The sequence below is a fragment of the Microbacterium sp. 71-36 genome (assembly GCF_001898305.1).
In the GTDB taxonomy this organism is placed as follows: Bacteria; Actinomycetota; Actinomycetes; order Actinomycetales; family Microbacteriaceae; genus Microbacterium.
Genome location: NZ_MKTP01000004.1, coordinates 339,074 through 363,816, shown reverse-complemented (window position 1 = coordinate 363,816; position 24,743 = coordinate 339,074). Strand labels below are relative to the sequence as shown.

General features: G+C 70.6%; 26 protein-coding genes and 1 tRNA gene. 17 read left to right on the top strand and 10 right to left on the bottom strand.

The window, feature by feature from the left end; all coding sequences use genetic code 11:
* Nucleotides 1-268: 268 nt before the first annotated feature.
* Both BGO45_RS13240 and BGO45_RS13235 read left to right on the top strand, forming a co-directional pair.
* A complete protein-coding gene (locus tag BGO45_RS13240) occupies nucleotides 269-886 on the top strand; it encodes a GntR family transcriptional regulator (protein WP_076492590.1) in 618 nt (205 codons plus the stop codon).
* A 59-nt stretch (nucleotides 887-945) separates the two neighbouring features.
* Entirely contained in the window at nucleotides 946-1,374 is a 429-nt protein-coding gene (locus tag BGO45_RS13235; protein ID WP_292694967.1) for a hypothetical protein, read from the top strand.
* A gap of 10 nt (nucleotides 1,375-1,384) precedes the next feature.
* Here BGO45_RS13235 and BGO45_RS13230 read toward each other — a convergent pair whose 3' ends face one another.
* Nucleotides 1,385-2,389 (bottom strand): endonuclease/exonuclease/phosphatase family protein, encoded by a 1,005-nt coding sequence (locus BGO45_RS13230; RefSeq protein WP_292694965.1) that lies wholly within the window; start codon nucleotides 2,387-2,389, stop codon nucleotides 1,385-1,387.
* A gap of 78 nt (nucleotides 2,390-2,467) precedes the next feature.
* Here BGO45_RS13230 and BGO45_RS13225 point away from each other — a divergent pair, with 78 nt between their 5' ends.
* The 4 genes from BGO45_RS13225 (at nucleotide 2,468) to BGO45_RS13210 (ending at nucleotide 6,508) form a co-directional block, all read left to right on the top strand.
* On the top strand, nucleotides 2,468-2,749 hold the full coding sequence (locus BGO45_RS13225; protein WP_076493623.1) for a metal-sensitive transcriptional regulator: 282 nt from the start codon (nucleotides 2,468-2,470) through the stop codon (nucleotides 2,747-2,749).
* Nucleotides 2,750-2,765: 16 nt separating this feature from the next.
* A complete protein-coding gene (locus tag BGO45_RS13220; protein WP_292694963.1) occupies nucleotides 2,766-3,053 on the top strand; it encodes a heavy-metal-associated domain-containing protein in 288 nt (95 codons plus the stop codon).
* Nucleotides 3,050-5,257 (top strand): cation-translocating P-type ATPase, encoded by a 2,208-nt coding sequence (locus BGO45_RS13215; RefSeq protein ID WP_292694961.1) that lies wholly within the window; start codon nucleotides 3,050-3,052, stop codon nucleotides 5,255-5,257. Before BGO45_RS13220 ends, BGO45_RS13215 begins: the two co-directional genes overlap by 4 nt.
* Nucleotides 5,258-5,566: 309 nt before the next feature.
* The gene (locus BGO45_RS13210) at nucleotides 5,567-6,508 is read left to right on the top strand and encodes an Abi family protein (protein ID WP_292694959.1); all 942 of its coding nucleotides are present in this window, start codon (nucleotides 5,567-5,569) and stop codon (nucleotides 6,506-6,508) included.
* A gap of 129 nt (nucleotides 6,509-6,637) precedes the next feature.
* Here BGO45_RS13210 and BGO45_RS13205 read toward each other — a convergent pair whose 3' ends face one another.
* The 4 genes from BGO45_RS13205 to BGO45_RS13190 are packed head-to-tail and all read right to left on the bottom strand — an operon-like array spanning nucleotide 6,638 to nucleotide 10,031.
* Nucleotides 6,638-7,429, bottom strand: a complete 792-nt coding sequence (locus BGO45_RS13205; RefSeq protein ID WP_292694957.1) for an IclR family transcriptional regulator C-terminal domain-containing protein — start codon at nucleotides 7,427-7,429, stop codon at nucleotides 6,638-6,640.
* Between the two features lie 34 nt (nucleotides 7,430-7,463).
* Nucleotides 7,464-8,639: a thiolase family protein gene (locus BGO45_RS13200; RefSeq protein WP_292694955.1), complete on the bottom strand. Its 1,176-nt coding sequence runs from the start codon at nucleotides 8,637-8,639 to the stop codon at nucleotides 7,464-7,466.
* Nucleotide 8,640: 1 nt separating this feature from the next.
* A complete protein-coding gene (locus tag BGO45_RS13195; protein WP_292694953.1) occupies nucleotides 8,641-9,288 on the bottom strand; it encodes a 3-oxoacid CoA-transferase subunit B in 648 nt (215 codons plus the stop codon).
* Complete coding sequence (locus BGO45_RS13190) at nucleotides 9,285-10,031, bottom strand: 3-oxoacid CoA-transferase subunit A (protein WP_292694951.1); 747 nt, start codon at nucleotides 10,029-10,031, stop codon at nucleotides 9,285-9,287. The genes BGO45_RS13195 and BGO45_RS13190 overlap by 4 nt, the downstream gene beginning before the upstream one ends.
* Before the next feature lie 114 nt (nucleotides 10,032-10,145).
* Between BGO45_RS13190 and BGO45_RS13185 the strand changes: the two genes are divergently transcribed.
* From BGO45_RS13185 to BGO45_RS13175, 3 genes are all read left to right on the top strand, one after another.
* Entirely contained in the window at nucleotides 10,146-10,454 is a 309-nt protein-coding gene (locus BGO45_RS13185; protein WP_292694949.1) for a hypothetical protein, read from the top strand.
* A 105-nt stretch (nucleotides 10,455-10,559) separates the two neighbouring features.
* On the top strand, nucleotides 10,560-10,835 hold the full coding sequence (locus BGO45_RS13180) for a hypothetical protein (protein WP_292694947.1): 276 nt from the start codon (nucleotides 10,560-10,562) through the stop codon (nucleotides 10,833-10,835).
* Nucleotide 10,836: 1 nt separating this feature from the next.
* Nucleotides 10,837-11,190 carry a UBP-type zinc finger domain-containing protein gene (locus BGO45_RS13175; RefSeq protein WP_292694945.1) on the top strand — a complete coding sequence of 118 codons (354 nt, stop codon included), beginning with the start codon at nucleotides 10,837-10,839 and terminating at the stop codon, nucleotides 11,188-11,190.
* Nucleotides 11,191-11,518: 328 nt separating this feature from the next.
* On the opposite strand, the gene BGO45_RS13170 is transcribed toward BGO45_RS13175, so the two are convergent.
* The 4 genes from BGO45_RS13170 to BGO45_RS13155 form a co-directional block, all read right to left on the bottom strand.
* A complete protein-coding gene (locus BGO45_RS13170; RefSeq protein ID WP_292694943.1) occupies nucleotides 11,519-11,650 on the bottom strand; it encodes a SapB/AmfS family lanthipeptide in 132 nt (43 codons plus the stop codon).
* Nucleotides 11,647-14,208 (bottom strand): class III lanthionine synthetase LanKC, encoded by a 2,562-nt coding sequence (gene lanKC / locus BGO45_RS13165; protein WP_292694941.1) that lies wholly within the window; start codon nucleotides 14,206-14,208, stop codon nucleotides 11,647-11,649. The genes BGO45_RS13170 and lanKC overlap by 4 nt, the downstream gene beginning before the upstream one ends.
* A 198-nt stretch (nucleotides 14,209-14,406) precedes the next feature.
* The gene (locus BGO45_RS13160) at nucleotides 14,407-15,090 is read right to left on the bottom strand and encodes a response regulator transcription factor (protein ID WP_292694939.1); all 684 of its coding nucleotides are present in this window, start codon (nucleotides 15,088-15,090) and stop codon (nucleotides 14,407-14,409) included.
* Nucleotide 15,091: 1 nt separating this feature from the next.
* The gene (locus tag BGO45_RS13155) at nucleotides 15,092-16,399 is read right to left on the bottom strand and encodes a histidine kinase (protein WP_292694937.1); all 1,308 of its coding nucleotides are present in this window, start codon (nucleotides 16,397-16,399) and stop codon (nucleotides 15,092-15,094) included.
* Between the two features lie 186 nt (nucleotides 16,400-16,585).
* Here BGO45_RS13155 and BGO45_RS13150 point away from each other — a divergent pair, with 186 nt between their 5' ends.
* Together BGO45_RS13150 and BGO45_RS13145 are read left to right on the top strand one after the other, a co-directional pair.
* Entirely contained in the window at nucleotides 16,586-16,849 is a 264-nt protein-coding gene (locus tag BGO45_RS13150; protein ID WP_292694935.1) for a hypothetical protein, read from the top strand.
* Entirely contained in the window at nucleotides 16,837-17,238 is a 402-nt protein-coding gene (locus tag BGO45_RS13145) for a PIN domain-containing protein (protein WP_292694933.1), read from the top strand. Before BGO45_RS13150 ends, BGO45_RS13145 begins: the two co-directional genes overlap by 13 nt.
* 51 nt (nucleotides 17,239-17,289) lie before the next feature.
* Here the strand turns inward: BGO45_RS13145 and BGO45_RS13140 are convergent.
* Nucleotides 17,290-17,373: transfer RNA gene (locus BGO45_RS13140), tRNA-Leu, on the bottom strand.
* 153 nt (nucleotides 17,374-17,526) lie between these two features.
* Between BGO45_RS13140 and BGO45_RS13135 the strand changes: the two genes are divergently transcribed.
* Genes BGO45_RS13135 through BGO45_RS13110 form a run of 6 tightly spaced genes read left to right on the top strand, consistent with a single transcriptional unit; the run spans nucleotide 17,527 to nucleotide 24,706 of the window.
* Nucleotides 17,527-18,264: a DUF3662 and FHA domain-containing protein gene (locus BGO45_RS13135; RefSeq protein ID WP_292694931.1), complete on the top strand. Its 738-nt coding sequence runs from the start codon at nucleotides 17,527-17,529 to the stop codon at nucleotides 18,262-18,264.
* Complete coding sequence (locus BGO45_RS13130) at nucleotides 18,261-18,803, top strand: FHA domain-containing protein (RefSeq protein WP_292694929.1); 543 nt, start codon at nucleotides 18,261-18,263, stop codon at nucleotides 18,801-18,803. The genes BGO45_RS13135 and BGO45_RS13130 overlap by 4 nt, the downstream gene beginning before the upstream one ends.
* A 9-nt stretch (nucleotides 18,804-18,812) precedes the next feature.
* Nucleotides 18,813-20,051, top strand: coding sequence for a PP2C family serine/threonine-protein phosphatase (locus BGO45_RS13125; protein WP_292694927.1), 1,239 nt, complete (start codon nucleotides 18,813-18,815; stop codon nucleotides 20,049-20,051).
* Nucleotides 20,048-21,448 (top strand): FtsW/RodA/SpoVE family cell cycle protein, encoded by a 1,401-nt coding sequence (locus BGO45_RS13120; protein WP_076492661.1) that lies wholly within the window; start codon nucleotides 20,048-20,050, stop codon nucleotides 21,446-21,448. Before BGO45_RS13125 ends, BGO45_RS13120 begins: the two co-directional genes overlap by 4 nt.
* A gap of 46 nt (nucleotides 21,449-21,494) precedes the next feature.
* Nucleotides 21,495-22,964, top strand: coding sequence for a penicillin-binding protein 2 (locus tag BGO45_RS13115; protein ID WP_076492663.1), 1,470 nt, complete (start codon nucleotides 21,495-21,497; stop codon nucleotides 22,962-22,964).
* Entirely contained in the window at nucleotides 22,961-24,706 is a 1,746-nt protein-coding gene (locus BGO45_RS13110) for a serine/threonine-protein kinase (protein ID WP_292694924.1), read from the top strand. Before BGO45_RS13115 ends, BGO45_RS13110 begins: the two co-directional genes overlap by 4 nt.
* The last annotated feature ends 37 nt before the right edge of the window (nucleotides 24,707-24,743 follow it).

Here is a 24,743-nt window from a genome sequence, read left to right as displayed (position 1 = left end):
CACGCTAACGGGTGGCGCCCGGACAGCGCACGGGCCCGTGACAGAAACGTTGCACGGCGTCACGGAGGTGATCAGCCCTTGAGCCCATACGACGCCCGGGCTGAGCAGAAGCTCGAAGCCCGGGCGTCGACGGATCCCCCCGGATATGTCACGCGAGGCGTGACGGCGATAACTGTACCGCCGCGCACGCCCTTCGCGCGACACGAAAGCTGTGAATTCTTCACGTATGACGATGATCTGTGATAGTCGGTCGTCATAGAATCCGCGTGTGGACGAGCGGCGACAGCCTTCCGCCCTCGTCGACGAGGCATATGCGGCCCTCGGCGAGGCGATCGTCGACGGGCGCCTGCGGCCCGGAGACCGACTGCGTGACGTCGAACTCGCCGCCCGGATGGGGATCTCCCGAACCCCCGTGCGCGAGGCGTTGCAACGACTCGCGGCGATCCGTCTGGTCGAGATCGCCCCCCACCGTTTCACCCGCGTGACGTCGCCGAGCGACAAGGAGATCGCGGACATGCAGGACTACGCGGTCCACATGATCGCGATGACCATGCACCTGGCTCTGCCCCGTTGTTCCGATGACGACATCGCGGAGGGCGCCCGGCTGCTCGGTGTCCTCGTGGACGCCGCGCGCGCAGACTCGTCTCCCGCGTACGTCGATGCGGGATACGCGCTCCTCGCCCACTTCACGCGCGCCTCGGAGAACATCGTGCTGATCGAGACGTTGAAGCAGACCGCCTTCCTGCTGCGGCGGAACCTGCGCGGCTGGATGTGTGCGCACGTCGAGGGCTGCGAGGAGCTGTTCCTGCTCCTCGCGGACGGGATCCGGGAGCGCGACACGGCACGGTCGGCACACCTGTGGCTGCGGCTGCACGGCCTCTACTGAGTGCGCGGCCGCGAGCGCAAGGCATCCCGTCCTCCGGGCGGCACCGCTACCGTGACGCCATGACCCGTATCGAGCTCCGTGATCTCCGTGCCGATGACCGGGATGCCGTGTATGCGGTGCTGCGCGCGAGCGCGTCGACGTGGCCGCGCGGGCAGGTCGCCGATCGCGCGGCGTTCGACGCGTGGGTGGATGCCGACCGGGTCACGGCCCGCACGATCGTGGACGGCGACGAGGTGGCGGGGCTCGCCGTGACCCTCGACGTCGACGGGGAGCGCGAGGCCCTGCTCGCCGTGTCTCCCGAGACCTCGCGCGAGTCCGCGACGGAGGCGCTGCGGCTGCTCACGCTCGCCGAGCCCGAGCGACCGCTGTACGCCTGCGTCGCTGCCGACGACGACCCCTCGCACGACACGCTCGCGCGGCTCGGCTTCGTCGAGCACGGGCGCGACGGGGCGGACATCGTCTACGTGCTGCCGCCGACCCTGGAGTGATCCGCCGGCCTCAGCGGCGCGACAGGACCGCGACGACCGGACGGTGATCGCTGCCGGCGTCGTCGAAGTCGGTGGGCACCTCGAAGCCGCGCACGATCCACGCCGAGCCGACGAGGACGTGGTCGATCGGGGCGGCGAGCGCCGCGGGCATCGAGGTGGGCCACGTGCCGCGGGCCGCAGCTCCTGCCTGCTGGGCGGCATCCCGGCACTCACCGACGGCGGCACCGCCGCGCCCGAGGCCCGACAGGTGATCGAGCGTGGAGTTGAGGTCGCCGGCGAGGATGACGTCCGGCTCCGCGCACTGCGCGGCGACCCAGTCGATGCCCTGAGCCCAGTCGTCGATGATGAACGGCAGCGGAGGCAGCGGGTGAGCGGCGATGAGCGTCGGTCCCGTGCCGTCGACGGGTCGCCAGACGCCGCTCGGCGCACCCGGCGTCGATCCTGCGGCGGGGTCGAGGACGTACGGGCCGAGCGCGTCCGCGACCAGGAGCGAGGTCGGCACCGGGCGATCGCCGGGTGCGGCGTCCACGGTCGCGGCCGTCATCCGGATCCCGTCGCGCTCCAGGATGCCGACGACCTCCGCCGCCGCGTCCGCATCGGTCTCCGGCAGGCTGACGACGTCGGCCCCGCTTTCGCGGACGAGCCGGGCGATGGCCTCCGGCGGTGCGCCGCCGCCGTAGGTGTTCCACACGGCGACGGTGAGATCGCCATCGGCCGTCGATCCGCCGAAGCCGCGCGCGAGGAGCACGGCGCCGTTGCCGAGCGCGGCCGCCCCGAGCGCGATCGCGAGACCGAGGGCGACGGCGGCCCGCCGACGCAGGAGAGCGACGATCCCGGCCACGACGGCGAGCGCGGCGCATCCGATCGCCACCGGCGCACGGAACGAGATCAGCAGGGCCATGCCCTGCCACCGTTCCGCGCCGATGAGCTGCGGCCAGACGACGAGGGCGGCGAGGAGGCCCGCCACGAGGAGGGTGACCAGGAGCGGGAGTCGGCGGCGCGCGGCGGTCGGCATCTCCACAGTGAAGCGGAGTCCGATGAATGTTCGCCGGATCGGCCCCCCCGCATACCCTAGGGGGGTATGGTATCCAGCATGCACGGATACGACGGACACAAAGACGACCTGCAGAAGCGGCTGCGCCGTGTCGAAGGACAGGTGCGCGGAATCGCGCGGATGGTCGACGAAGACAAGTACTGCATCGACATCCTCACGCAGGTGTCCGCCGCGACGAAGGCGCTCGAGACCGTCGCCCTGTCGCTCCTGTCCGACCACCTCAGCCACTGCGTCGCCGAGGCCAGCGCGGAGGGCGGCCAGGTCGCCGCCGAGAAGATCCGCGAAGCCAACGACGCCATCGCCCGGCTCGTCCGGTCCTGACCCCGAGGAGAACACCATGAACGACCGCATCGATCTCGGCCTCCGCGAGGCCGTGGCATCCACTCCCCTGCCGGAAGGCGCGGTGATCCAGGAGATCGGCGTGACCGGAATGACGTGCGCACACTGCGTCCGCAGCGTGACCGAGGAGATCTCCGAGATCGCGGGGGTGCAGGGCGTGTCCGTCGACCTGCGCGTCGGCGACGTCTCGCGCGTCACGATCGCCAGCGAAACCCCGCTCGACGCCGCCCTCGTGCGCGACGCCGTCGAGGAGGCCGGTTACGCCCTGGCGGCCGATCCGTCATGAGCACCACCGACGTCGAGCTCGACATCACCGGGATGACGTGCGCCTCGTGCGCCACCCGGATCGAACGGAAGCTCAACAAGCTCCCCGGCGTCGAGGCCTCCGTCAACTACGCCACCGAGAAGGCGCGCGTGCGCGGCGACGACCTCGACCCGGCGGACCTCATCGCGGTCGTCGAGGCCGCGGGCTACGCGGCCGCCGTGCCCGCCCCGCCCGTGCCGGAAGAGGTCGCGACCGACCCCGAGACCGAGGCCCTCCGCCGGCGGCTGCTCATCAGCCTCGCGCTGGCCGCGCCGGTCGCGCTGCTGTCGATGATCCCCCCGCTGCAGTTCGAGAACTGGCAGTGGCTCGCGCTCACGCTCACCGCCCCCGTCGCGGTGTGGGGCGCGTGGCCGTTCCACCGCGCGGCCGCGATCAACGCCCGCCACGGCGCCGTCACGATGGACACGCTCATCAGCCTCGGCGTCATCGCCGCGTTCGGCTGGTCGCTGTACGCCCTGTTCTTCGGCGGGGCCGGCATGCCCGGGATGACGATGAGCTTCACGCTCTTCGGCGCACCCACCGCCGGCGCGCACGAGATCTACCTCGAGGTCGCCGCCCTCGTGACCGTGTTCCTCCTCGCCGGCCGCTACGCGGAAGCGCGAGCGCGCACGGCATCGGCCAGTGCGCTGAAGGCCCTGCTGAGCCTCGGCGCGACCTCTGCCACGAAGCTCGACGAGGGCCGCGAACGGACCGTCCCGGTCGCGAGCCTCGTCGTCGGCGACGTCGTCGTCGTGCATCCGGGCGAGAAGATCCCGTCCGACGGCCTGGTCGTCGACGGAACCTCAGCGGTGGATGCCGGCATGCTCACGGGCGAATCCGTTCCGGAGGAGGTGGGCCCGGGTGCCCGCGTCGTCGGCGCCACGATCAACGTCGGGGGCCGCCTGGTCGTCGAGATCACGCGCGTCGGCGCCGACACCGAACTCGCCCGCATGGGTCGCCTGGTCGAAGAGGCGCAGACCGGCAAGGCCGAGGTGCAGCGTCTGGCGGACCGCGTCTCGGCGGTGTTCGTCCCTGTCGTGATCCTTCTCGCGATCGCGGCGTTCGTCGGGTGGCTCGTCGCGGGCGCCCCGCTCGAGCTGGCGTTCACCGCCGCCGTGGCGACACTCATCATCGCCTGCCCGTGCGCCCTGGGACTCGCGACTCCGACCGCGCTGCTCGTGGGCACGGGACGCGGCTCGCAGCTCGGCATCCTGATCCGCGGTCCGCAGGTGCTCGAGCAGACGCGCCGTGTCGACACGATCGTGCTCGACAAGACCGGCACCGTCACCACCGGCCGCATGGCCGTGACCGACGTGCTGCCCGCCGCGGGCGTCGACCGTGCCGTGCTGCTCGCCGTCGCCGCGGCCGTCGAGGGCGGTTCCGAGCACCCGGTGGGTCGCGCGATCGCCGCGGCCGCGGGCGCTGCGGCCCCCGTGGAGTCGTTCGCCGCGCACGCGGGGTACGGCGTCCAGGGTGTCGTGGACGGTTCCGCCGTCGTGGCCGGCCGGCCGTCGTGGCTGCGCGAGCAATGGAGCGTGGGGGCGGTGGCATCCGAGGTCGACACCCTGTCGGCGCGCGGAACGGTCGTCGCCGTCGCGCGCGACGGGGACTACCTCGGCGCGATCGTCGTCGCCGACACGGTGAAGCCGACGAGCGCCGAGGCGATCGCGCGGTTCCGCCGCCTGGGGCTCCGACCGGTGCTCCTCACCGGCGACAACACGGCGACCGCCGCGCGCGTGGCATCCGAGGTCGGGATCGACGACGTCCGGGCCGAGGTGACGCCGGCCGAGAAGCTCGAGGTCGTCCGCGCGCTCCAGGCCGAGGGCCGCGTCGTGGCGATGGTCGGCGACGGCGTCAACGACGCTGCGGCGCTCACCGCCGCGGACCTCGGTATCGCGATGGGCGGAGGGACGGATGCCGCGATCGCGGCGAGCGACGTCACGGTCGTCTCGGGCGATCTGCTCGTCGTCGCCGACGCCGTGCGCCTCGCGCGCCGCACGCTCGGCACGATCAAGGGCAACCTGTTCTGGGCCTTCGCCTACAACGTCGCCGCGATCCCGGTGGCGATGGCCGGGCTGCTGAACCCGGTCGTCGCCGCCGCCGCGATGGCGCTGTCGTCGGTGTTCGTGGTCACCAACAGCCTGCGGCTGCGTCGGTTCCGCGCGGAACCGAGCGCGGCGCGCTGACTCGGACACACGCAGGAGATCTGGTCCGACGGAGTCGCCGGTCAGCCGCGGTCACGGGACCGGATCTCCTTCGTGCGCCCTGGGAGGCGGTATGAGCTGGTCGATGACTACCAGCACCCAGACGGCTCGACGACCCACGAGTCAGACTGTCTGACCCGTGTGCTACGTTCGTACCACTACACCTCCCTCGCCTCTCGTAGAAGCGCACTAGGGAGGTTTTTCTTTCTCACTCCGAGGAGTTCTATGCCCCGACCCGCTCCCGTTCCACGGCCTCGCGGCGCTCTGAAGTACGACAAGCCCGCGTTGAGCTTGGAAGAGCTGGTCGACCGCCTCTGTGACAGGGGGCTGGAGATTCCGGACCGGGATAGGGCGATCCGGTACCTTCGCCACCTCGGGTACTTCCGCCTGTCGCCGTACACCATCCCTTTTCAGCGTGGCCAGCCCGACCACGTATTCCGCGACGGCTCCTCCTTCGACGACGTTCTGGATCTCTACGTCTTCGATAGGAACCTGCGGCTCCTCGTCATGGACGCACTGGAGCGCGTGGAGGTCGCCGTTCGAGCGGCGCTAACGGACCACATGTCCATCACGTACGACGACCCCCATTGGTACGTCGACTCCAGGCATTTCGACAATCACCGCAGGCACGAGGGGTTGCTGATGATTGTCCGGGACGCATCCGACCAGCGACTCAAAGGTTCGCCGGAGCAAGAGGGCTTGCGTAGCGAGGGTGTCGTCTACAGATCCGCGCTTGAGCATTACCTCCTCACCTACGGCGAACCAGAATTGCCGCCGTCATGGCTGATGGTCGAGGCGCTCACCCTTGGACAGCTCACCTCTCTCATCGGCAATCTTGTGGTCCGAGCCGATCGGACCGCGATTGCCAGGCGCCTCGGTCTCACCGAACCGGTACTGATGTCCTGGCTGCGAACCTATGTGCGCGTCCGCAACATTTGCGCGCATCACGGCCGCCTCTGGAACTCCGGCATCGGTGTCTATCCACTGATCCCGACCTCCCGAGCCGTCTCGTGGTTGCGGGGGGACGGGGCGCTGCCGGCGCGCTCAGAGAAGCGCCTGTATCCGGTGCTTGTGTCGTTGCAATCCGTGCTTGATGTCATTTCGCCGCGGAGCAGCTGGGCGCGTCGACTCCACACGCTTGTGAGCTCGCGGCCTGCGATGAATCTCGCCGGTATGGGAGTTCCGAGCGATTGGTCGGAAGACGAGTTCTGGGCGCGTCGCATTCATCAGTAGGCGCGAAACCCGGGCCCCACGATCAGCAGGAAGTCCCGGGTTAACTTCCTTCACCACCGCGATGGAGAGGCATCACCAACAGCCTGCGGCTGCGTCGGTTCCGCGCGGAACCGACGCCCTGACGGCCGGTCACGCCATCCGCAGGTCGGCCTCGATGTCGTGGGCCGCGGCGAGCAGCGCGGGGATCAGCCGGTCGGTGACCTCGGCTTCGGCGTAGCGTCCGCTCGACATCGACAGGTTGATGGCCGCGACCACCGCGCCGTCGCGGCCGCGGACGGGTGCCGCGAGCGACTGCAGCCCGGGCTCGAGCTCCCCGTCGACGCGGGCCCAGCCCTGCGCGCGCACCCGCTCGAGTTCCTGCCGCACGGCGACGGGATCGGTCAGCGTCCGGGGGGTCCGGGGCGTCAGGGGCGAGGCATCCAGGATCCGATCGCGTTCCTCGACGGATGCCGCGGCCAACAGCACGCGACCCATGCTCGTGACGGCGGCCGGGAACCGCGTGCCGACGGTGATGCCGACCGACATGATCCGGCGCACGGGCACGCGCGCGACGTAGACGATCTCGGTGCCGTCCAGGACCGCCGCCGACGCGCTCTCCCCGACCGTGCGGGAGAGCGCCTCGAGATGCGGCTGCGCGACCTCGGGGAGCGACAGGGCCGAGAGGTAGCTGTAGCCCAGCTCCAGCACGCGCGGGGTGAGGGCGAACGAGCGTCCGTCGTTCCGCACGTACCCGAGGCTCTGCAGCGTGCGGAGGAACCGTCCGGCGGCGGCCCGCGTCACACCGGCACGGCGCGCGACGTCGCTCAGGGTCAGCTCGGGGTTCTCGGCGTCGAACGCGCGGATGACCGCGAGCCCGCGCACGAACGCCTGGACGACCTCGCCGGGGCCGTCGACGTCGTCCGTGGGCACTGCGTCGGTCACCGGCTCACCCTATCGATCGGTCGGCCGCCCGCCCTCACCGCTCCAGCACGACCGCGAGGCCCTGCCCCACGCCGATGCAGATCGCGACGACCGCGACGCCCGAGCCGCGGCGCGCCAGTTCGTGCGCCGCGCGGCCGATGATGCGGCCGCCGGACGCGCCGAGCGGGTGACCGATCGCGAGCGCACCGCCGTGGACGTTGAGCTTCTCGGGGTCGAGGTCGGGCCACCCGGCCAGGCACGCGAGCGACTGCGACGCGAAGGCTTCGTTGAGCTCGACGAAATCGACGTCGGCCCACGTCCTGCCGGCGCGCGTGAGCGCCTTGTTCGCGGCCTCGATCGGCGCGATGGGGAACACGTCGGGGTCGACGCCGTGCGCCGCGCGCCCCGCGATGCGCGCCAGCGGCTCGGCATCCAGGGCTCCCTCGCCGCCGATGAGGACGGCGGAGGCTCCGTCGTTGATGGGCGAGGAGTTGCCGGCCGTGACGCTCCCCTGCCCGTCGGCGGCGAAGAGCGCCTTCAGCCCCGCGAGCTTCTCGACCGACGTGTCGTCGCGGATCCCCTCGTCACGGGTCAGCGCGACGCCGGGCACGGCCACGATCTCGCTGTCGAAGACGCCGCCGGCCCACGCGGATGCCGCGCGCTGATGCGACCGGACGGCGAAGGCATCCTGCGCCTCCCGCGTGATGTCCCACTCGCGCGCGATCTTCTCGGCGGACTCGCCGTTCGAGATCGTCCAGTGCTTCGGGAGGGCCGGGTTGGTCATGCGCCAGCCGATCGCGGTGTTCCACATCGTCGCGTTGCCGACGGCCGGAAACGGCTTCGCCGCCTTCTCCACGACGTAGGGGGCGCGGCTCATGGACTCGACGCCTCCGGCCAGCACGATGTCGGCGTCGCCGGACTCGATCGCGCGCGACCCCTGGATCACGGCTTCGAGCGACGATGCGCACAGGCGGTTGACGGTCGTGCCGGTCACGGTCGTCGGGAAGCCGGCGAGCAGCGCGCCGAAACGGGCGACGTTCCGGTTGTCCTCCCCGGCCTGGTTGGCATCCCCGAAGACCACGTCGTCGATGCGGGCGGGATCGAGACCGGTCCGCTCGACGGCGGCCTTCATCACGAGCGCGGCGAGATCGTCGGGACGGACGGATGCCAGAGCTCCCCCGGCGCGGCCGAAGGGCGTGCGGACGGCGTCGTAGACGTAGCTGGCGGTCATGTCAGGCTCCTCGGTCGATCAGCGTCAGACCGAGCAGTTGCTCGATCTCGGAGTGCGTGTTGTCGCCGAACAGTTCCCGTACGCGGAAGCCGTCGGGGGTGACGTCGAAGACGCCGTGGTCGGTGTAGACGCGCGAGACGCAGCCGACGCCGGTGAGCGGGTAGGTGCACGCCTCGACGAGCTTCGGCGCCCCCTGCTTGGTGAGCAGGTCGGTCATCACGTAGACGTCCCTCGCCCCGATCGCGAGGTCCATCGCCCCGCCGACCGCCGGGATCGCCCCCGGCTCCCCGGTCGACCAGTTCGCCAGATCACCGGATGCCGACACCTGGAACGCCCCGAGCACGCACACGTCGAGGTGGCCGCCGCGCATCATCGCGAACGAGTCGGCGTGGTGGAAATAGGCTGCGCCGGCGAGGGCGGTGACCGGCTGCTTTCCGGCGTTGATCAGGTCGGGATCGACCGAGCCCTCGATGGGCGCGGGGCCCATTCCCAACATTCCGTTCTCGGTATGCAGCACGATCTCGAGCCCCTCGGGCAGGTAATCCGCCACGAGCGTGGGGGCGCCGATGCCGAGGTTCACGACGGCCCCTTCGGGGATGTCGGATGCCACGCGCGCGGCGAGCGCGGTGCGGGAGACGCGGGTGCTCATGCGTCGACCCCTTCCCGGGCGAGCGGGCGCCCCTCGATGTCGACTCCGCCGGCGAAGACGCCGTCGCGCAGCCAGGGGCGTTCGCCCACGGCCACGACCCGGTCGACGTACAGGCCGGGCGTGATGACGGCCTCGGGATCGAGGTCGCCGAGGGGCACGATCTCGTCGACCTGCACGACCGTGGTCTTCGCCGCCGCCGCCATGATCGGTCCGAAGTTGCGCGCGGTCTCGCGGTAGACGAGGTTGCCCCAGCGGTCGGCGCGGAAGGCGCTGATGAGCGCGACGTCGACGTGGATGGGGTATTCGAGGACGTAGTCACGATCGCCGATACGGCGCGTCTCCTTGCCCTCGGCGAGCTGGGTGCCGTATCCGGTCGGCGTGAAGAAGCCGCCGATTCCGGCGCCGGCCGCGCGGATGCGTTCGGCGAGGTTCCCCTGGGGCACCAGCTCGAGTTCGACCTTCCCCTCCCGGTACAGCGTGTCGAAGACCCACGAGTCGCTCTGCCGCGGGAACGAGCAGATCATCTTGCGCACCTGTCCGGCCTTCAGCAGGGCGGCGAGACCCGTGTCGCCGTTGCCGGCGTTGTTGTTGACGACGGTGAGGTCGCGGGCGCCGTGCGCGATGAGCGCGTCGATGAGTTCGACGGGCTGCCCGGCGCGGCCGAATCCGCCGATCATCACGGTCGCGCCGTCGGCGATGCCCGCCACGGCTGCCGCGACGTTCGGCACGGTTTTGTCGATCATGGTTCCTCTGTTCGTTCAACGAACGCGTGTTCGTTGAGCGATCATACCTTCGGGTGCCCCGCCGCACCAGAGGCATCCCTTGCGCGCTCTCCACCTCCGTGTTCGGATGGGGCGATGGGGTGGCTCGTTCTCGTCGTCGTCGGTCTCGCGTTCTGGTGGTGGTCGCTGGCGCTCACCCTGAGGGCCTACCCGGGCGAACGGATGCCGGTGTGGGCGAACCCCGTGAAGGCCCCCCGCCGCGCGGTCGTCCTGCGCGCGGTCGGGGCGGCGGCCATCGTCTTCGGGACAGGGATGTTCAGCTCCACCTGGGGCCTCCCCGGGTGGGTGGCGGCCGTCGCGGTCGGGGGCTCGCTGACTCTCCTCCTCTTCGCACCGCACGTCGTCGCCGTCGCGCGGCACAACCGACGCGCGGGCGCGACCTGACCCGCTCGACGGCGGTCCATGCAGGTCTCGACGCTCGTCGGATGGCGCCCCCGCCGGCCGCGGGTACGTTCGCCTGCACCGACGCGAGAACCGAGGAGCACCACGATGTCCGACACGCACGACCTCACCGAGAACCACCGCACGACCCTGTTCCACCTCGAGCAGCACCCCACCTCGCACAACCTCGAGTGGCACGACGTGATCGGGTTGCTGCGCGAGGTCGGCGAGGTCGCCGAGGAGCACATTGGCAAGGTAAAGGTCCGCCTGGGCGACACCCTCCTCATCCTCACTCCCCCGCGGCACAAGGACATCGACGAGCAGACGGTGCTGGACATCCGCCGCGCCCTCCGCGACGCGGGCTACACCACGGCGGCGAAGTGACATGGGCGACGACCGGGATGCCATCCGCCCCGAGGTCCCGCCGAGCGGTACCGGATGCGTCGAGTGCGAGGCCGAGGGCTCGTGGTGGCTGCATCTGCGCCGGTGCGCCGAATGCGGTCACATCGGGTGCTGCGACGACTCCCTGAACCGGCACGCGACGCGCCACGCCCACACGAGCGGGCATCCGGTGATCCAGAGCTTCGAGCCGGGCGAGGACTGGTTCTGGGACTACCGCACCGCGGCGTTCATCGACGGACCCCTGCTCGCCCCGCCGCGCAGTCATCCCGTGACCCAGCCCGTCCCCGGGCCGGCCGGGCGCGTCCCCGCCGAGTGGCAACGGCTGCTCGACGACTGACCCTCATCCGATCGGACGACATTTCGGGTCGGTCTGTTCGCGACCGTGAGGCACCGGACGGGCGGGATTCAGCGGAACTCCGCGGCATTCGGGTCGACGGGGTGAATGTTCGGGCGCGGATGGGGTGAATCGCGGGGTTACCGTCGGCACGCAGGGACACTCCGCTCACGCGTCGATGGTCTCGATGCAGGCGGCATCCGTTCGGGTCGGATGCCGATGCGGGCGGGGGCCGGAGTTGGGGGCGGCCCTCGCCCCTCCCTGCCCCGCCGAAGACGAAAGGTGCGGGCGACGGCGCCGCAGCACCGTGCCCGCACCCGTCGGTCTCGGTCTAGTGGCAGAGGCCGGTCGATGTGCTGCTGTAGCAGATCCCGGTGCTCCACGAGCTCGCGAAGACCTCGCTGCGCTCGGACTCAGCGCGCTCGAGCGTCTGCAGGGAGAGGAGATATCCCATCGGTGTCACCCCCTCTCCGATGTCATGACCGCGCGGGCGGCGTGGACCGGGGGGAGGTCGAGGAACGGCAGCGTGCGGCGCTGACCGTCGCGGACGGCGGCGAGCGCCCACAGCACGCCCGCCGATCCGGTTCCGAGGTCGCACGAGAGCCGAAGAAGCGCGCGGCCGGGATACCCGGTGCCCACCGGCCGCGGGATCGCGTGGAGCGCGAGGGACCGTTCGTGGCGGACGCGGGCGCGGGCGACGGCGGCATCCTCCGTGCCGTCCGCCGGGCGCGGCATCCCGGCGAGGAAGAGGAGGAGACCCGCGCGACCCTGGAAGAGGCCGGGTTCGAGGACGAACTCGGGTTCAGCGGCACGCGCGAGCGAGTGGAGCTGCGCGGCGAGAGGTGTCGCCGGGCGTCGTTCGACCACTGCGGCGAGAGCATGCCCCACGCCGGCGGAGCCGGAGCCCAGGTAAGGCAGCAGACGCCAGCCCTCGTTCATCTGCAGAGAACCGTCGGACGCCCGCAGACAGCTCTCGAGATCCCGACGGACGGCCGCCTCGGCCAGCGCCAGGAGTGCGGTGTCGGACTGGCGGTCGTACAGAGACAGAGCCACGATCGCGGCACCGCTGGGCCCGCGGAGCAGGCCGCCGGCCCCGGTCGCCACCTTCTCCGGCCCGGCGCCGGCCCATCCGTCCGCGCGATCGGCCGCTTCGTCGAACATGTGGCGAGCGACATCGACGAGCTCCGGATGCCGCCCCGCTGAACGCAGCAACCCCAGGGCGGTGCCCAGCGGTCCCCCATACAGACCGGGCGAGCTCCATCGGAGCGGCGCATCGAGGCAGCGCGCGATCGCCTCATCCGCGTGGGCTTCGTCGCCGAGTTCCTCCCACGCCGCCGCGGCGCCCGCCAGTCCGTCGAACAGACCGGACTGCGGCGGCGCGGTCCGCATGGCGCGGGCCGCCCACCCGGCCGCCTCTTCCGGGACGGTGCCGGTCGCGGCGTGCAACGCGAGGAGGGGGCCGAGGGCCCCGTGCGCGACCGCGTACGCGGGCTCGTCGAACTGCACGGGGTCCCCCGGCCACAGCCGGTCCTCCCGCTTAGGGGTGGCATCCGCGACGAGTTGTCGCGCGATGGCCGCGATGCGGTCGTCCCGATCGACGGTCGCGGGCGGGCGGACCGGATCGGCGGCGAAGCCGAGCGCGTCCCGGTCGGCGGCGCCCAGTCCGAAGCGCTCGACGACCCATGCCCGCACCTCGTGCTCCTTCTCCGCGTGCAGGTCGAGGACCGGCGTGAGCGGCGCGAACAGGAAGAGCAGGATCCGGCGCAACGCGAACAGGTCGGCCGCCCGCCCGGCGCGGGCCTCGGGCTCGGCGAAGTCCGGGGCCACGAAGCCGGGCGCCCCGATGGCGACCGGTGCGTTCTCCGCTGCGCTCCGCGCCATCTCGAAGTCGATGAGGGTGACGGCCCCGTCGTCGCCGACCAGGACATTGCCCGGGTGCAGATCACCGTGTGAGAAGCCGGCGGCGTGCACGTCGTCGACCACCCGGGCGATGCGGGCGGCCAGCGCCACGGCCCACCGCCGATACTCCGCGACGTCGGCCGCGCTGCAGTCGGCGGAGACCAGCGGATGCCGAGCGACCACCGCCTGGTGCAGCGGCACGCCCCGCGCGCGGCCGAGCACGAGGTAGCGGTGCCCCAGCGCCTCGAACTCGCGGATCAGCTCGACCGTCCCCGGCGCGGCGATGGCGCGCAGGGCGTGGGCTTCGCGCGCGGCACGATCCACGGCGGTCAGGCCGTCGACCGTGACGCCGGCGAACGGCCGGGCCTCCTTCACCACGGCGTCACGCCCGCCCTCGACGGCCGTGTAGACGCCCCCGGCGTTCGAATGGTGGAGCACTCCCGTGATCTGCGGGAACCCGTCCGGGGGCCGGAGCTCGCCGAGTTCCCGTACCGCATCGCGCAGGAACGGCGGGATCTCGACCCAGGACGGCGGCTCGAAGCCCGGGCTGCGGACGTCGGGCACGAGGTGCCCGTCGGGGTGTCTGACCGCGGGGGTCGGTACGCCGTCGACCTCGATCAGCATCCGAAGGAACCCGCCGTACCGCACGAACACGGGCCCGCTGGTCCATCGGAGATCGGACAGGATGTGCGGTCCGTCGAAATCGGCCGTCCGCCGTCCGAGTTCCCTCAGCGATCGCTCGAGCTCTCCGATGGTGGAGGGATAGATCGTGACGAACTTGCCCGACCCCTCGCGACCGGCATCCTTGCCGTTCGAGGCGGCGAGCACGCTCTCGCGGGACAGGTGCTTGAACGGGAGACGCCCACGCACGCAGTGGTCGGAGACGATCCGCAGAATCGCCGGCGCCGCGGCCGGGGTCGCGCTGAGGTGGATCTTCCACCCCTGTTCGGGGAGGACCGCCCCGGCGGGCTCGTAGTACGTCCAGATGCCGTCATCCGCTCGACCCCACGACGCCGGCACCGTCGCGGCGAAAGCCGGGTCGTCGGCGGCGACGCGGGCACGCCCGGGGTGGTCATAGAAGATGCGGTCCGCGCGGGCGAACACCGGATAGATCGCGTCCATGCCCCGCCCACCGCCTCGCCCGCGCCGGAAGGCCACGGCGCGTGGACATGGTGTGCGGGTGCGCGGACGCGCGCTGCCGCGTCGGGGCCGACTCCGTGGTCGCCGAGGGCGCGGCGCGTCCAGAGGATTGGGCAGGTCAACCGATGAATCTCCGACATTCCGCCCACACGCCGCCCCGCGGGGGACGGTCGGCGGAAATCATCCGATCGGATGAGCCGTGAGCACCGATCGGACGCGCACTCCCCAGAGCGCGAGCTGAGTGCGATCGGCGGCACCGACCTTGCGCATCGACGACTGGACGTGGCTGCGGACGGTGTTCACCGAGACGACGAGCTCCGCGGCGAGCTGCTCGTTGGAGGTGATGCCATCGCTGAGCAGGCTCACGACGCGCGCCTCGGACGGGCTGAGGGATGCCGCTCGCGCGCGGTCCTCCGCCGTGATCCGGCGGCGGGCGATGTCGGTGAGCACCGACCGTGTCACGCGCGACGACATCAGGGCGTCACCGCGGTGGGCGGCGCGGATCGCGTCGACGAGTTGAGAGCTGTCGTGGGTCTTGAGGAGGTACCCCGATGCCCCGCTGTCCAGCGCGCTCATCACCAGGTGATCCTCTCCGTGGCTGGTCAGCGCGATCACGCGGGTGACGCCGTACGACTCCTCGACCACGGCGCGCGTGGCGTCGATGCCGTTCATCTCGGGCATCTCCAGATCCATCAGGACCACGTCCGCGTGCTCGGCGATCGCCGCCTTCACGGCATCCCGCCCCGTCCCGGCCTCGCCGACGACGACGATCCCGTCCGCGTGCTCCAGTCGCAGTCGGACGCCCCGACGGAAGGGTCGGTTGTCGTCGGCGATCAGCACGCGGATCGATCCGCTCTCGGTCACGTCATGCCTCCATCGTCCGGGGAAGCGGGATGTCCACCTCCACACGCCAGCCCCCCGCCCCGTCGGAACCCGCCTCGAGTGTCCCGTCGACCAGGGTGAGCTTCTGGCGCAGGCTATCCAACCCCCAGCCCAGTCCGAGACCGGGTTCGCCGTCGCGGAGGCGCCGGGGAGCATCGTTGTGCACCACCGTGACCAGGCGTTCCGGCGCGATGTGGATCCGGATGCGAACGGGTGCGCCGGCCGCGTGCTTGGCGGCGTTGGACAGCGCTTCCTGGATGGCGCGATACGCCGTGGTGGAGACCACCGCCGGGAGCGTCTCCGGATCGCCCTCGGTTTCGGCCGAGACGTCCTTGCCGCGTTCCCGCCAGAACTCGACGAGCCCGCCGATGTGGCGGAGATCGGGCGTCGGCGTGTGCGCGGTCGCCTCGACCGCCCGGAGATCGCCGAGCGCGCCGTAGAGACTGGCCGCGGCGTAGCGCCCCTCGGCCCGCACCTCGTCGATGAGCTGGAGCGCCTGCTGGGGATGCGCGGGCGCCAGGTCGACGGACGCGTCGCACAGCGACACGAGCCCCGCGAGGTGCTGGCCGGCGACGTCGTGGAGCTCCTGCGCGATCCGACCCCGTTCGGCGGTCCTCGACGCCTCGATGGCCTCGGCCTGCTGCAGCTGGAGGTCGGCGGCCCGCCGACGCTCCCGCTCGGCCCGGCGCTCGAGCACGGCGTAGAGGATGCCGAGCGCGACGCCCGCGAAGGAGACGGACGCCAGTGCGACGCCCTCCGTGAGCAGGAAGCTGACGACCGCTTCCGGCGGCGCGCCCACGCTCGCCGCCCATCCGCCCAGCGCCAGGCACGAGACGACGACGACGGAGGCCGCCCACGGCGCCGCCACCGCGACGGGCCGGGCGGCACCGAGCGCGAACATCGCGATCCCGACGACCAACTGCATCGGAGTCGCCCAGGTGGGCACACCGAGCACCACGGCCACCAGCAGGTAGCACGCGGTCGTGCCGAGCATCGCGAGCTCGGGCCGCGATGCCGCACGCGAGACGCAGATCGCCTGGACGAGACAGACGAGGGCGGTCAGCGCGATGACCACCTGCGGCGGGAGGGTGTGCGTCCACTGTCCGGTACCGCTCGAGATGGCCAGGATCGGATCGCTGCACACCTGCACCACCGTCGCCGCGAACACCACCGCGACGAAGACCGGAGACGTCATCGTGCGGGCGACACCGCTCCTCGACGGAGTCGACGGGTCGCCCTCGTCCGCCGCGGGCTCGGGAACCGCGCGCGTTTCCGTCGTGCGGGACGTCATCGAACGGCCGGTCGGCAGGGGGTGGACGGCGATCGGTGCGGGAGCCTCATATGCGGCATTCTCGCCTTCCCGCCGCGCGAGGCGGACGGGGCGAGCCGAGGAGGCCGTCATTTCCCCCGCTCGCCGCCGTGAGGGCGGTGGCTTCCCGACGGTGTTGCACCTGCGTCATGGTGGTACACTCCCTCCATGCCGACGACTCGGATGCGCACGCAGGTCACGCACACGGCCGAGATCGAAGAGGCGCTGCGCATCGCACGACTGCGATGGCCCGGAGAAAGCCCGTCCGTCCTGCTGACTCACCTCGTCCTGGAGGGCGCTCGGACGATCGAGGCGCTCGAGCCCGCGACGGTGGCGGCCCGGCGCCGGAGCATCGACGCACTCGTCGGAGAGTTCGCGGGCATCCACCCCGAGGGCCACCTCGAAGAACTGAGGGCCGAGTGGCCCGAGTGATCGTCCTGGATGCCGGAGTGATCATCGCCCTGCTCTCCCCCGGCGACGCGCATCACGAGCGTGCGAAGAGGCTGATCACCCTCGAACGCGGTCCGTTCCTGATGCACCCGCTCACGGCCGCCGAGACACTGGTCGGTGCCGCGAAGCTGGACAAAGACGCCGCGTTGTGGTCTCGTCTGCAGAGCCTGGGCATCGAGGTGGCCGACATCGGTCCCACCGAGCCGCTGCTGCTCGCCCGCCTGCGAGCCGATCACGGGATGAAGATGCCGGATACGTGCGTTCTCGCGGTCGCGCACCACGCTCAGGTGCCGCTGGCGACTTTCGATGACCGCCTCGGTGCCGTTGCGGACGCCGTCGGCCTCCGGCACCCGATCCCGGACGCGGCCTGACCCGGAAATGAAGAAGGGCCCCGGGAGAACCCGGGACCCTTCGTCGTTCTGTGCGCGAGGGGGGACTTGAACCCCCACGCCCTTGCGGGCACTGGCACCTGAAGCCAGCGCGTCTACCTATTCCGCCACTCGCGCGAGTCGTGGCATCCAGGGATGCCGCTCACTCAACTTCCCGAGAATATCACGGCCCCAGGCCCCCGGCGAACCGTGTCCGGAGCCGGCATCCATGACCTGTCCAGCCGTGCTGACTACGATGTGCCTACTGGTCTGCCTGCCTGAAGGAGTCTCGTGGGACTACTCGACAGTTTCGAGAAGGGTCTCGAACGCGCCGTCAACGGTGCGTTCGCGAAGACCTTCCGCAGTGGCATCCAGCCGGTGGAGATCGCCTCCGCACTGCGGAGCGAGCTCGACAAGAAGGCCGTCGTCGTCAGTCGCGAGCGCATCCTCACGCCGAACGCCTTCACCGTTCGGCTGTCGCCTGCGGACGACGAGAAGATGAGCGCCCTCGGTTCGACCCTCGTGACCGAGCTCGACACCCTCGTGAAGAAGCACGCGCGCACGCAGGGCTACTCGTTCGCCGGCCCCGTCACGATCTCGATCGAGCGCGACACGTCGCTCTCGACGGGCACCTTGCGCGTCGATTCGCGCACCAGCGAGGGCCAGGTGTCGTGGCGCGGTGTCGTCGACATCAACGGCACGCGGCATCCGCTCGTGAAGGCCCGCACGGTCATCGGTCGGGGCAGCGACGCCGACATCACGATCCCCGACGCCGGCACGAGCCGCAAGCACGTCGAGATCCTGTGGGACGGCGAACGCGCCATGGTCCGCGACCTCGGGTCGACCAACGGGACGACCCTCAACGGACGCAAGGTCTCCGAGGCCGCTCTCCCGCCGGACTCGACCATCTCGATCGGTCGCACCGATATCGTCTTCCGTGTGGTCGCGCAGGCACAGACCGCACGGCGAGCGGCGCCGTCCGATGCGACGCAGCTGTTCGACGTCCGCGACCGGGGGCCCCTGTCATGAGTCCACTGACTCTTCTTCTCCTCCAGGGCGGTTTCCTCGTCCTGCTGTGGTTCTTCGTGTTCGGCGTGGTCTATTCGCTGCGCGCCGACCTGTTCGGCGTGAAGGTGCGCAAGCTCCCCGAGCCCGCGGCACCCGCCGCTGCTCCGGCGGCACCGGCGCCCACGTCGTCACCGAACGCGGAGACCACGCAGGTCAAGCGTCCCGCCGCGCCGGTCGTCCCCCCGGTCGGCGGTCTCGCGACGACCGCGTCGGTGTCGCGCATCGTCATCACGAGCGGCCCCAAGGCCGGACTCGAGCTGCCCCTCGGCACGGAACCCCTCACCATCGGCCGTTCGAGCGAGTCGGGTCTGGTCATCCGCGACGACTACACCTCCAGCCACCACGCGCGTCTCGTGCTGTGGGGAGACCAGTGGATGCTGCAGGACCTCGATTCCACCAACGGCACCACGCATGACGGCGCACGGGTGGCATCCCCGGTCCAAGTGAAAGTGGGCGCTCCGATCAAGGTGGGCGCCACGACCTTCGAGTTGCGGAAGTAACCCGCCTCCATGGTCTTCCAAGGCTCGAGCGCGGCCATCTCCCACACGGGCAAGGTGCGCTCCAACAACCAGGATTCCGGCTACGCCGGATCCAACCTCTTCGTGGTCGCCGACGGCATGGGCGGTCACGCGGGAGGCGATGTCGCCTCGAGCCTGGCGATCGCGCGTCTGACCGAACTGGACCAGCCGTTCCCCAGCACCACGGCGGCCGAGCACGCGCTTCGCGACGCGCTCGCCGACACGGCGACGAATCTGATCGACACGGTCGCGCGGCGTCCGGAGCTGGCCGGCATGGGCACGACCGTCAGCGCGGTCATCATGGTCGACGACTACGCCGTCATCGGTCACATCGGCGACTCGCGGGTCTACCTGTACCGCGACGACACGCTCACCCAGATCACCACCGACCACACCTTCGTGCAGCGTCTGGTCGACTCGGGCCGCATCACGCCCGAAGAGGCGCGGTATCACCCCCGCCGCTCGGTGCTCATGCGCGTGCTGGGCGACATGGATCCCGACCCCGAGGTCGACACGTTCATCATGCCGACGCAGGACGGCGATCGGTGGCTGCTCTGCTCCGACGGTCTCTCGGGCGTCGTCGACGACGCACACACCACCAAGGCACTCGCGCTCGGGATGCCGCCCGCCCGCACCGCGGACGCACTCCTGAAGCAGGCGCTCGACGGCGGTGCCCCCGACAACGTGACGGTCGTGATCGTCGACGTGGGCGGCCAGCACCCGGTGTTCATCGGTACGCCGACGATCGTCGGTTCGGCCTCCAACCCCAGCGGCGTCGTCGTCTCGCCCGTGCGTCCGGCGCGATCGACGTGGCTGCACTCGGCCCGGCAGGCCGCGAACGAGCCGACGCACTTCGAGCCCGCCGCCGAGTTCCTGGAAGAGCTCATCGAAGAGGATCGCCGTCGCGCACGTCGTCGGCGACTGGGCTGGCTCGCCGCCCTCATCCTCGTGCTGGCGGCGATCGGGGCAGGCCTGTTCGCGGGCTACCAGTGGACGCAGACCCGCTACTACGTGGGAGCGGACGACAACTCGGTGGTCATCTACCGCGGCATCCAGCAGTCCATCGGTCCGCTGTCGTTGTCGACGGTGTACAAGGACACGAACATCGTGCTCGCCGACCTGTCGGACTTCGATCGGCAGACGGTGGAAGCGACGATCTCGGCGCGTTCCCTCTCGGACGCGGAGCTCATCGTGGATCGTCTGCGCCCGGAACCGGAGGCCACGGGATGACCGACCAGAAGCTGACGCGATCGGGAGAGGTGTCCACCGACACCGCCGTCATGCGCGCGTTGAAGAAGATCCGGACGCCCGCCAAGCAGCGCAACCGCGAGCTGGGTCTGCTGCTCTTCGCGATCGCGGTCTACGGCGCGGCGATCGTGCTCGTGCAGCTCGGAGTGAACGGGGCGGTCGAGTCGGGCTACCTGATGCTCGCCGGCATCCCCGCCCTGCTCGCCCTCGTGCTCCACGTGGTCCTGCGCCTGCGCGCCCGCGATGCCGACCCGTTCGTGCTTCCCATCGCGACCGTCCTGACGGGCCTCGGGATCGCGATGATCTACCGCATCGACCTCGCGGTGGGTCTGAAGGGGTGGGATGCCACGGCCATCCGCCAGATCGCCTGGGCGGCGATCGCGCTGGTGGCGGCCCTGCTCGTGGTGATCTTCGTCCGCAACTACCGCGTGCTGTTCCGCTACACGTACCTCTCGGGACTCATCGGCATCCTGCTGCTCCTGCTTCCCTTCGTGCCGGGCCTGGGAACCGATCAGAACGCCGACGTGTGGGTGTCGCTCGGTTTCGTGTCGTTCCAGCCGGGAGAGCTCGCGAAGATCGCGCTCGCGATCTTCTTCGCCGGCTATCTGGTCCGCACCCGGGAGAGCCTCACGTCGACGGGAACCCGCTTCCTCTTCATGACGTGGCCGCGCGCGCGGGAGCTCGGACCGCTCCTGATCATCTGGCTCGTCTCGCTCGGGATCATCGTGCTCCAGCGCGACCTCGGCACGGGTCTGCTGATCTTCGGCATGTTCGTCGCGATGCTCTACGTCGCGACCGGCAAGACGAGCTGGGTGCTGATCGGCGTCGTGCTGGCCGCGACCGGGGCGTTCCTGGCATCCCGTGTCCTGCCGTACGTCAACGGCCGTTTCACCAACTGGCTCGACGCCTTCAACCCGGCGGTCGTCGACGCCGACGGCGGCAGCTACCAGCTGACCCAGGGCATCTTCGGGCTCGCGCACGGCGGACTCTTCGGCACCGGCCTCGGACAGGGCCGTCCGTACATCACTCCGCTGTCGCAGAGCGACTACATCGTCCCGAGCCTCGGCGAGGAGCTGGGTCTCGTCGGCCTGTTCGCGATCCTCGCCCTGTACATGGTCTTCGCCAGCCGCGGCATCCGCGTCGGTCTCGCCGGTCAGGACGACTTCGGCAAGCTCCTCGCGACCGGCTTCTCGTTCACGATCGCCCTGCAGGTGTTCATCATGGTCGGCGGTGTGACCCGGGTCATCCCGCTCACCGGCCTCACCACCCCGTTCCTCGCCGCCGGCGGATCGTCGCTGGTGGCGAACTGGATCATCGTCGCGTTCCTCCTGCGCATCTCGGACGCCGTCCGCAGCCGCCCCCGGGTGGTGATCGGCTGATGACCACCGTCCCATCCGCCCGCACCCGAGCCCTGGAGGAGGCACCGTGACCAAAGAGCTCCGACGCCTCAGCATCGTCATGCTGGCGATGTTCCTCGCGCTGTTCGTGTCCACGAGCGTCATCCAGGTCGGTCAGGCCGCCAACCTCGCGAACACCCCCGGCAATCGGCGTGCGCTCTACGACTCCTACGAGGTCCAGCGCGGGTCGATCATCGCCAGCGGAACGGCGATCGCCTCGTCCGTCCCCTCCGAGGACGTCTACAGCTGGCAGCGCCAGTACGTGGATGCCGACATGTGGGCGCCCGTCACCGGCTACATGAATCCGGTGCTCGACGCGAAGACCCGGATCGAGTCCGCGGAGAACGCCGTGCTCAGCGGTTCGGACGAGAACGACTTCTTCAACCGGATCGAACGCACCGTCACGGGAGAAGTGCAGCGCGGGTCGAACGTGGAGCTCTCGCTGGATGCCACGGTGCAGCGCGCCGCGTGGGACGCCCTCGGCGACCAGCAGGGCGCCGTCGTCGCGATCGAGCCGTCCACGGGGCGGATCCTCGCCATGGTGTCCAAGCCCAGCTTCGACACCAACACCCTCGCCGTGCACGACGCGGACGCGGTGAACGCCGCGTACGACCAGCTCACCGCCGACCCGTCGCAGCCTCTCGTGAACCGGGCCATCGAGGGCGACCTCAACCCGCCCGGCTCGACGTTCAAGCTCGTCGTGGCCTCGGCCGCGCTGGCATCCGGTCGGTACACGCCCGACTCGTCGTTCCCGAACGTCGCGTCGTACACGCTGCCGCAGTCCTCGAGTGTCGTGAGCAACGCCGGCGGCGGCACCTGCGGCGACGGCGACACCGTGACGATCGCGACGGCCCTGCGACTCAGCTGCAACATCCCGATGGCGGAGCTCGCGGTCGAGCTCGGCGATGACGCGATCCGCGCGGAGGCCGAGAAGTACGGCTTCAACTCCTCGTTCTCGATGGTCCCCGACTCGACCGCGTTCACCTCGACGCCCTCGACCTACCCTTCGACCCTCGACGCGCCCCAGACGGCGCTCAGCGGTTTCGGTCAGGGCCAGGTGCGCGCCACCCCGCTGCAGATGGCGATGGTGTCGGCCGGGATCGCGAACGGTGGCGTCGTGATGAACCCGCGCATGATCGACCGGGTGATCGGAACCGATCTGTCGGTGCGCAGCGAGGGCGCCAACAGCGAGTACGGCCGAGCGCTGGACACGAACCTCGCGGCGCAGATGGTCACGATGATGACGGCGAACGTCCAGGACGGCGCGGCGTCGAATGCAAGAATAGACGGGGTCCAGGTGGCGGGTAAGACCGGCACCGCAGAGAACGACACTCGTCCCTACACTCTCTGGTTCACCGGCTTCGCCCCGGCGGACGACCCGAAGGTCGCTGTCGCAGTCGTGGTGGAGAACGGTGGCGGCCAGGGTCAGAGCGGGAGCGGCAACGAGATCGCCGCCCCGATAGCGAAGAAGGTCATGGAGGCGGTGCTGGGCAAATGAGACCGACACAGGGAGTGACCTTCGGCGGGCGCTACGAGCTCGATTCGCGGATCGCCATCGGCGGCATGGGCGAGGTCTGGGAAGCGACCGACCACGTCATCGGACGCACGGTCGCGATCAAGATCCTCAAAGACGAGTACATGGGCGACCCCGGGTTCCTCGAGCGCTTCCGCGCCGAGGCCCGCCACGCCGCACTCGTCAACCACGAGGGCATCGCCAGCGTGTTCGACTACGGCGAGGAAGACGGCAGCGCCTTCCTCGTGATGGAGCTCGTGCCCGGTGAGGCGCTCTCCACGATCCTTGAGCGCGAGGGGTCGCTGTCGACCGACAAGACCCTCGACATCGTTGCTCAGACGGCCGCCGCTCTGCAGGCCGCGCACGCGGCCGGTCTCGTCCACCGCGACATCAAGCCGGGCAACCTGCTCATCACGCCCGACGGTCGTGTGAAGATCACCGACTTCGGCATCGCCCGCATCGCCGACCAGGTGCCGCTCACGGCGACCGGACAGGTGATGGGAACGGTGCAGTACCTGTCACCGGAGCAGGCGTCGGGTCACCCGGCATCCCCCGCGACCGACATCTACTCGCTGGGCATCGTCGCGTACGAGTGCCTGGCGGGCAAGCGTCCGTTCACGGGCGAATCGCAGGTCGCCATCGCCATGGCGCAGATCAACGAGCAGCCCGCGCCGCTGCCCCCGACGGTGGCCGTCCCGGTGCAGAACCTCGTGATGGCGATGATCGCGAAGAAGCCCGACGACCGTCCGGCCTCCGCCGCGGCCGTCTCCCGCGCGGCCACCGCGCTGCGTCGCGGCGACCTCGCCGCCGCTGCCGGAGCCGTTCCCGCGATCGCCGCGGGTGTCGCCGTCGCCGATGAGGCGACTCAGCTGCTGACCGCGGGGCAGACCTCTGCCGCGACGCGTCTGCTGCCCGCGGCCGGCGCGACGTCGCTCCTGACCGAACAGCACACCGAGGAAGACCCGCGCGCGCAGAAGAAGAAGCGCAGCCCGTGGACCTGGCCGCTGGTCGCCCTCATCGCGCTGCTGCTGCTGGTCCTGGGCGGCACGCTGTTCGCGGTCCTCAGCAACCAGAACTCCGCAGATCCCGCGCCGTCGGGCTCCGCGTCCGGGTCGTCGACTCCTTCCCGGAGCGCATCGACGCCCTCGTCGACTCCGACGCCGTCCACCCAGCTGATCGACGTGAACGCGCTCGGCCTGCCGGGGAAGACGTGCGACGAGGCCAGCAAGATCCTCGGTGACGCCGACCTCGGCGCCAACTGCGAGCCCGGGAACGCGGCGACCAACCCCGACCAGGTCGGCACGGTCGACACGGTGACGCCGACCGGTCGCGTCCCCGCGGGCACCGTCATCACGCTGCGCGTCTTCGGTGAGCAGACCCAGCTCCCCACCCCCGCGACCCCGACCATCCAGCCCAGCCAGGCCACGGCCGGCGGCACCGTCGAGGTCACCTGGCAGGCGTACACGTGCCCGTCCGGCACGGGGAACGTCGCGTCGTACAACTTCACCGCGACCCAGGGCACGTTCCAGAACGGTCAGTCGACGTCGTCGTTCGCTCCGGACGCCCGCAGCGCCCAGCTCCAGGTGAGCAACTCGCCCGGCCAGACGCTGAAGGTGACGTACACGGTGAGCTGCTCGGGCACGGACCGGACCGTCCAGTCCGGCGAGGCGACGGCGGCGATCACGGGCGGCAACACGCCCACGCCCGACCCCAGCGCCTCCCGCTGACGCACCGAAGAACACGATCCCCCCACCACGCCAGGAG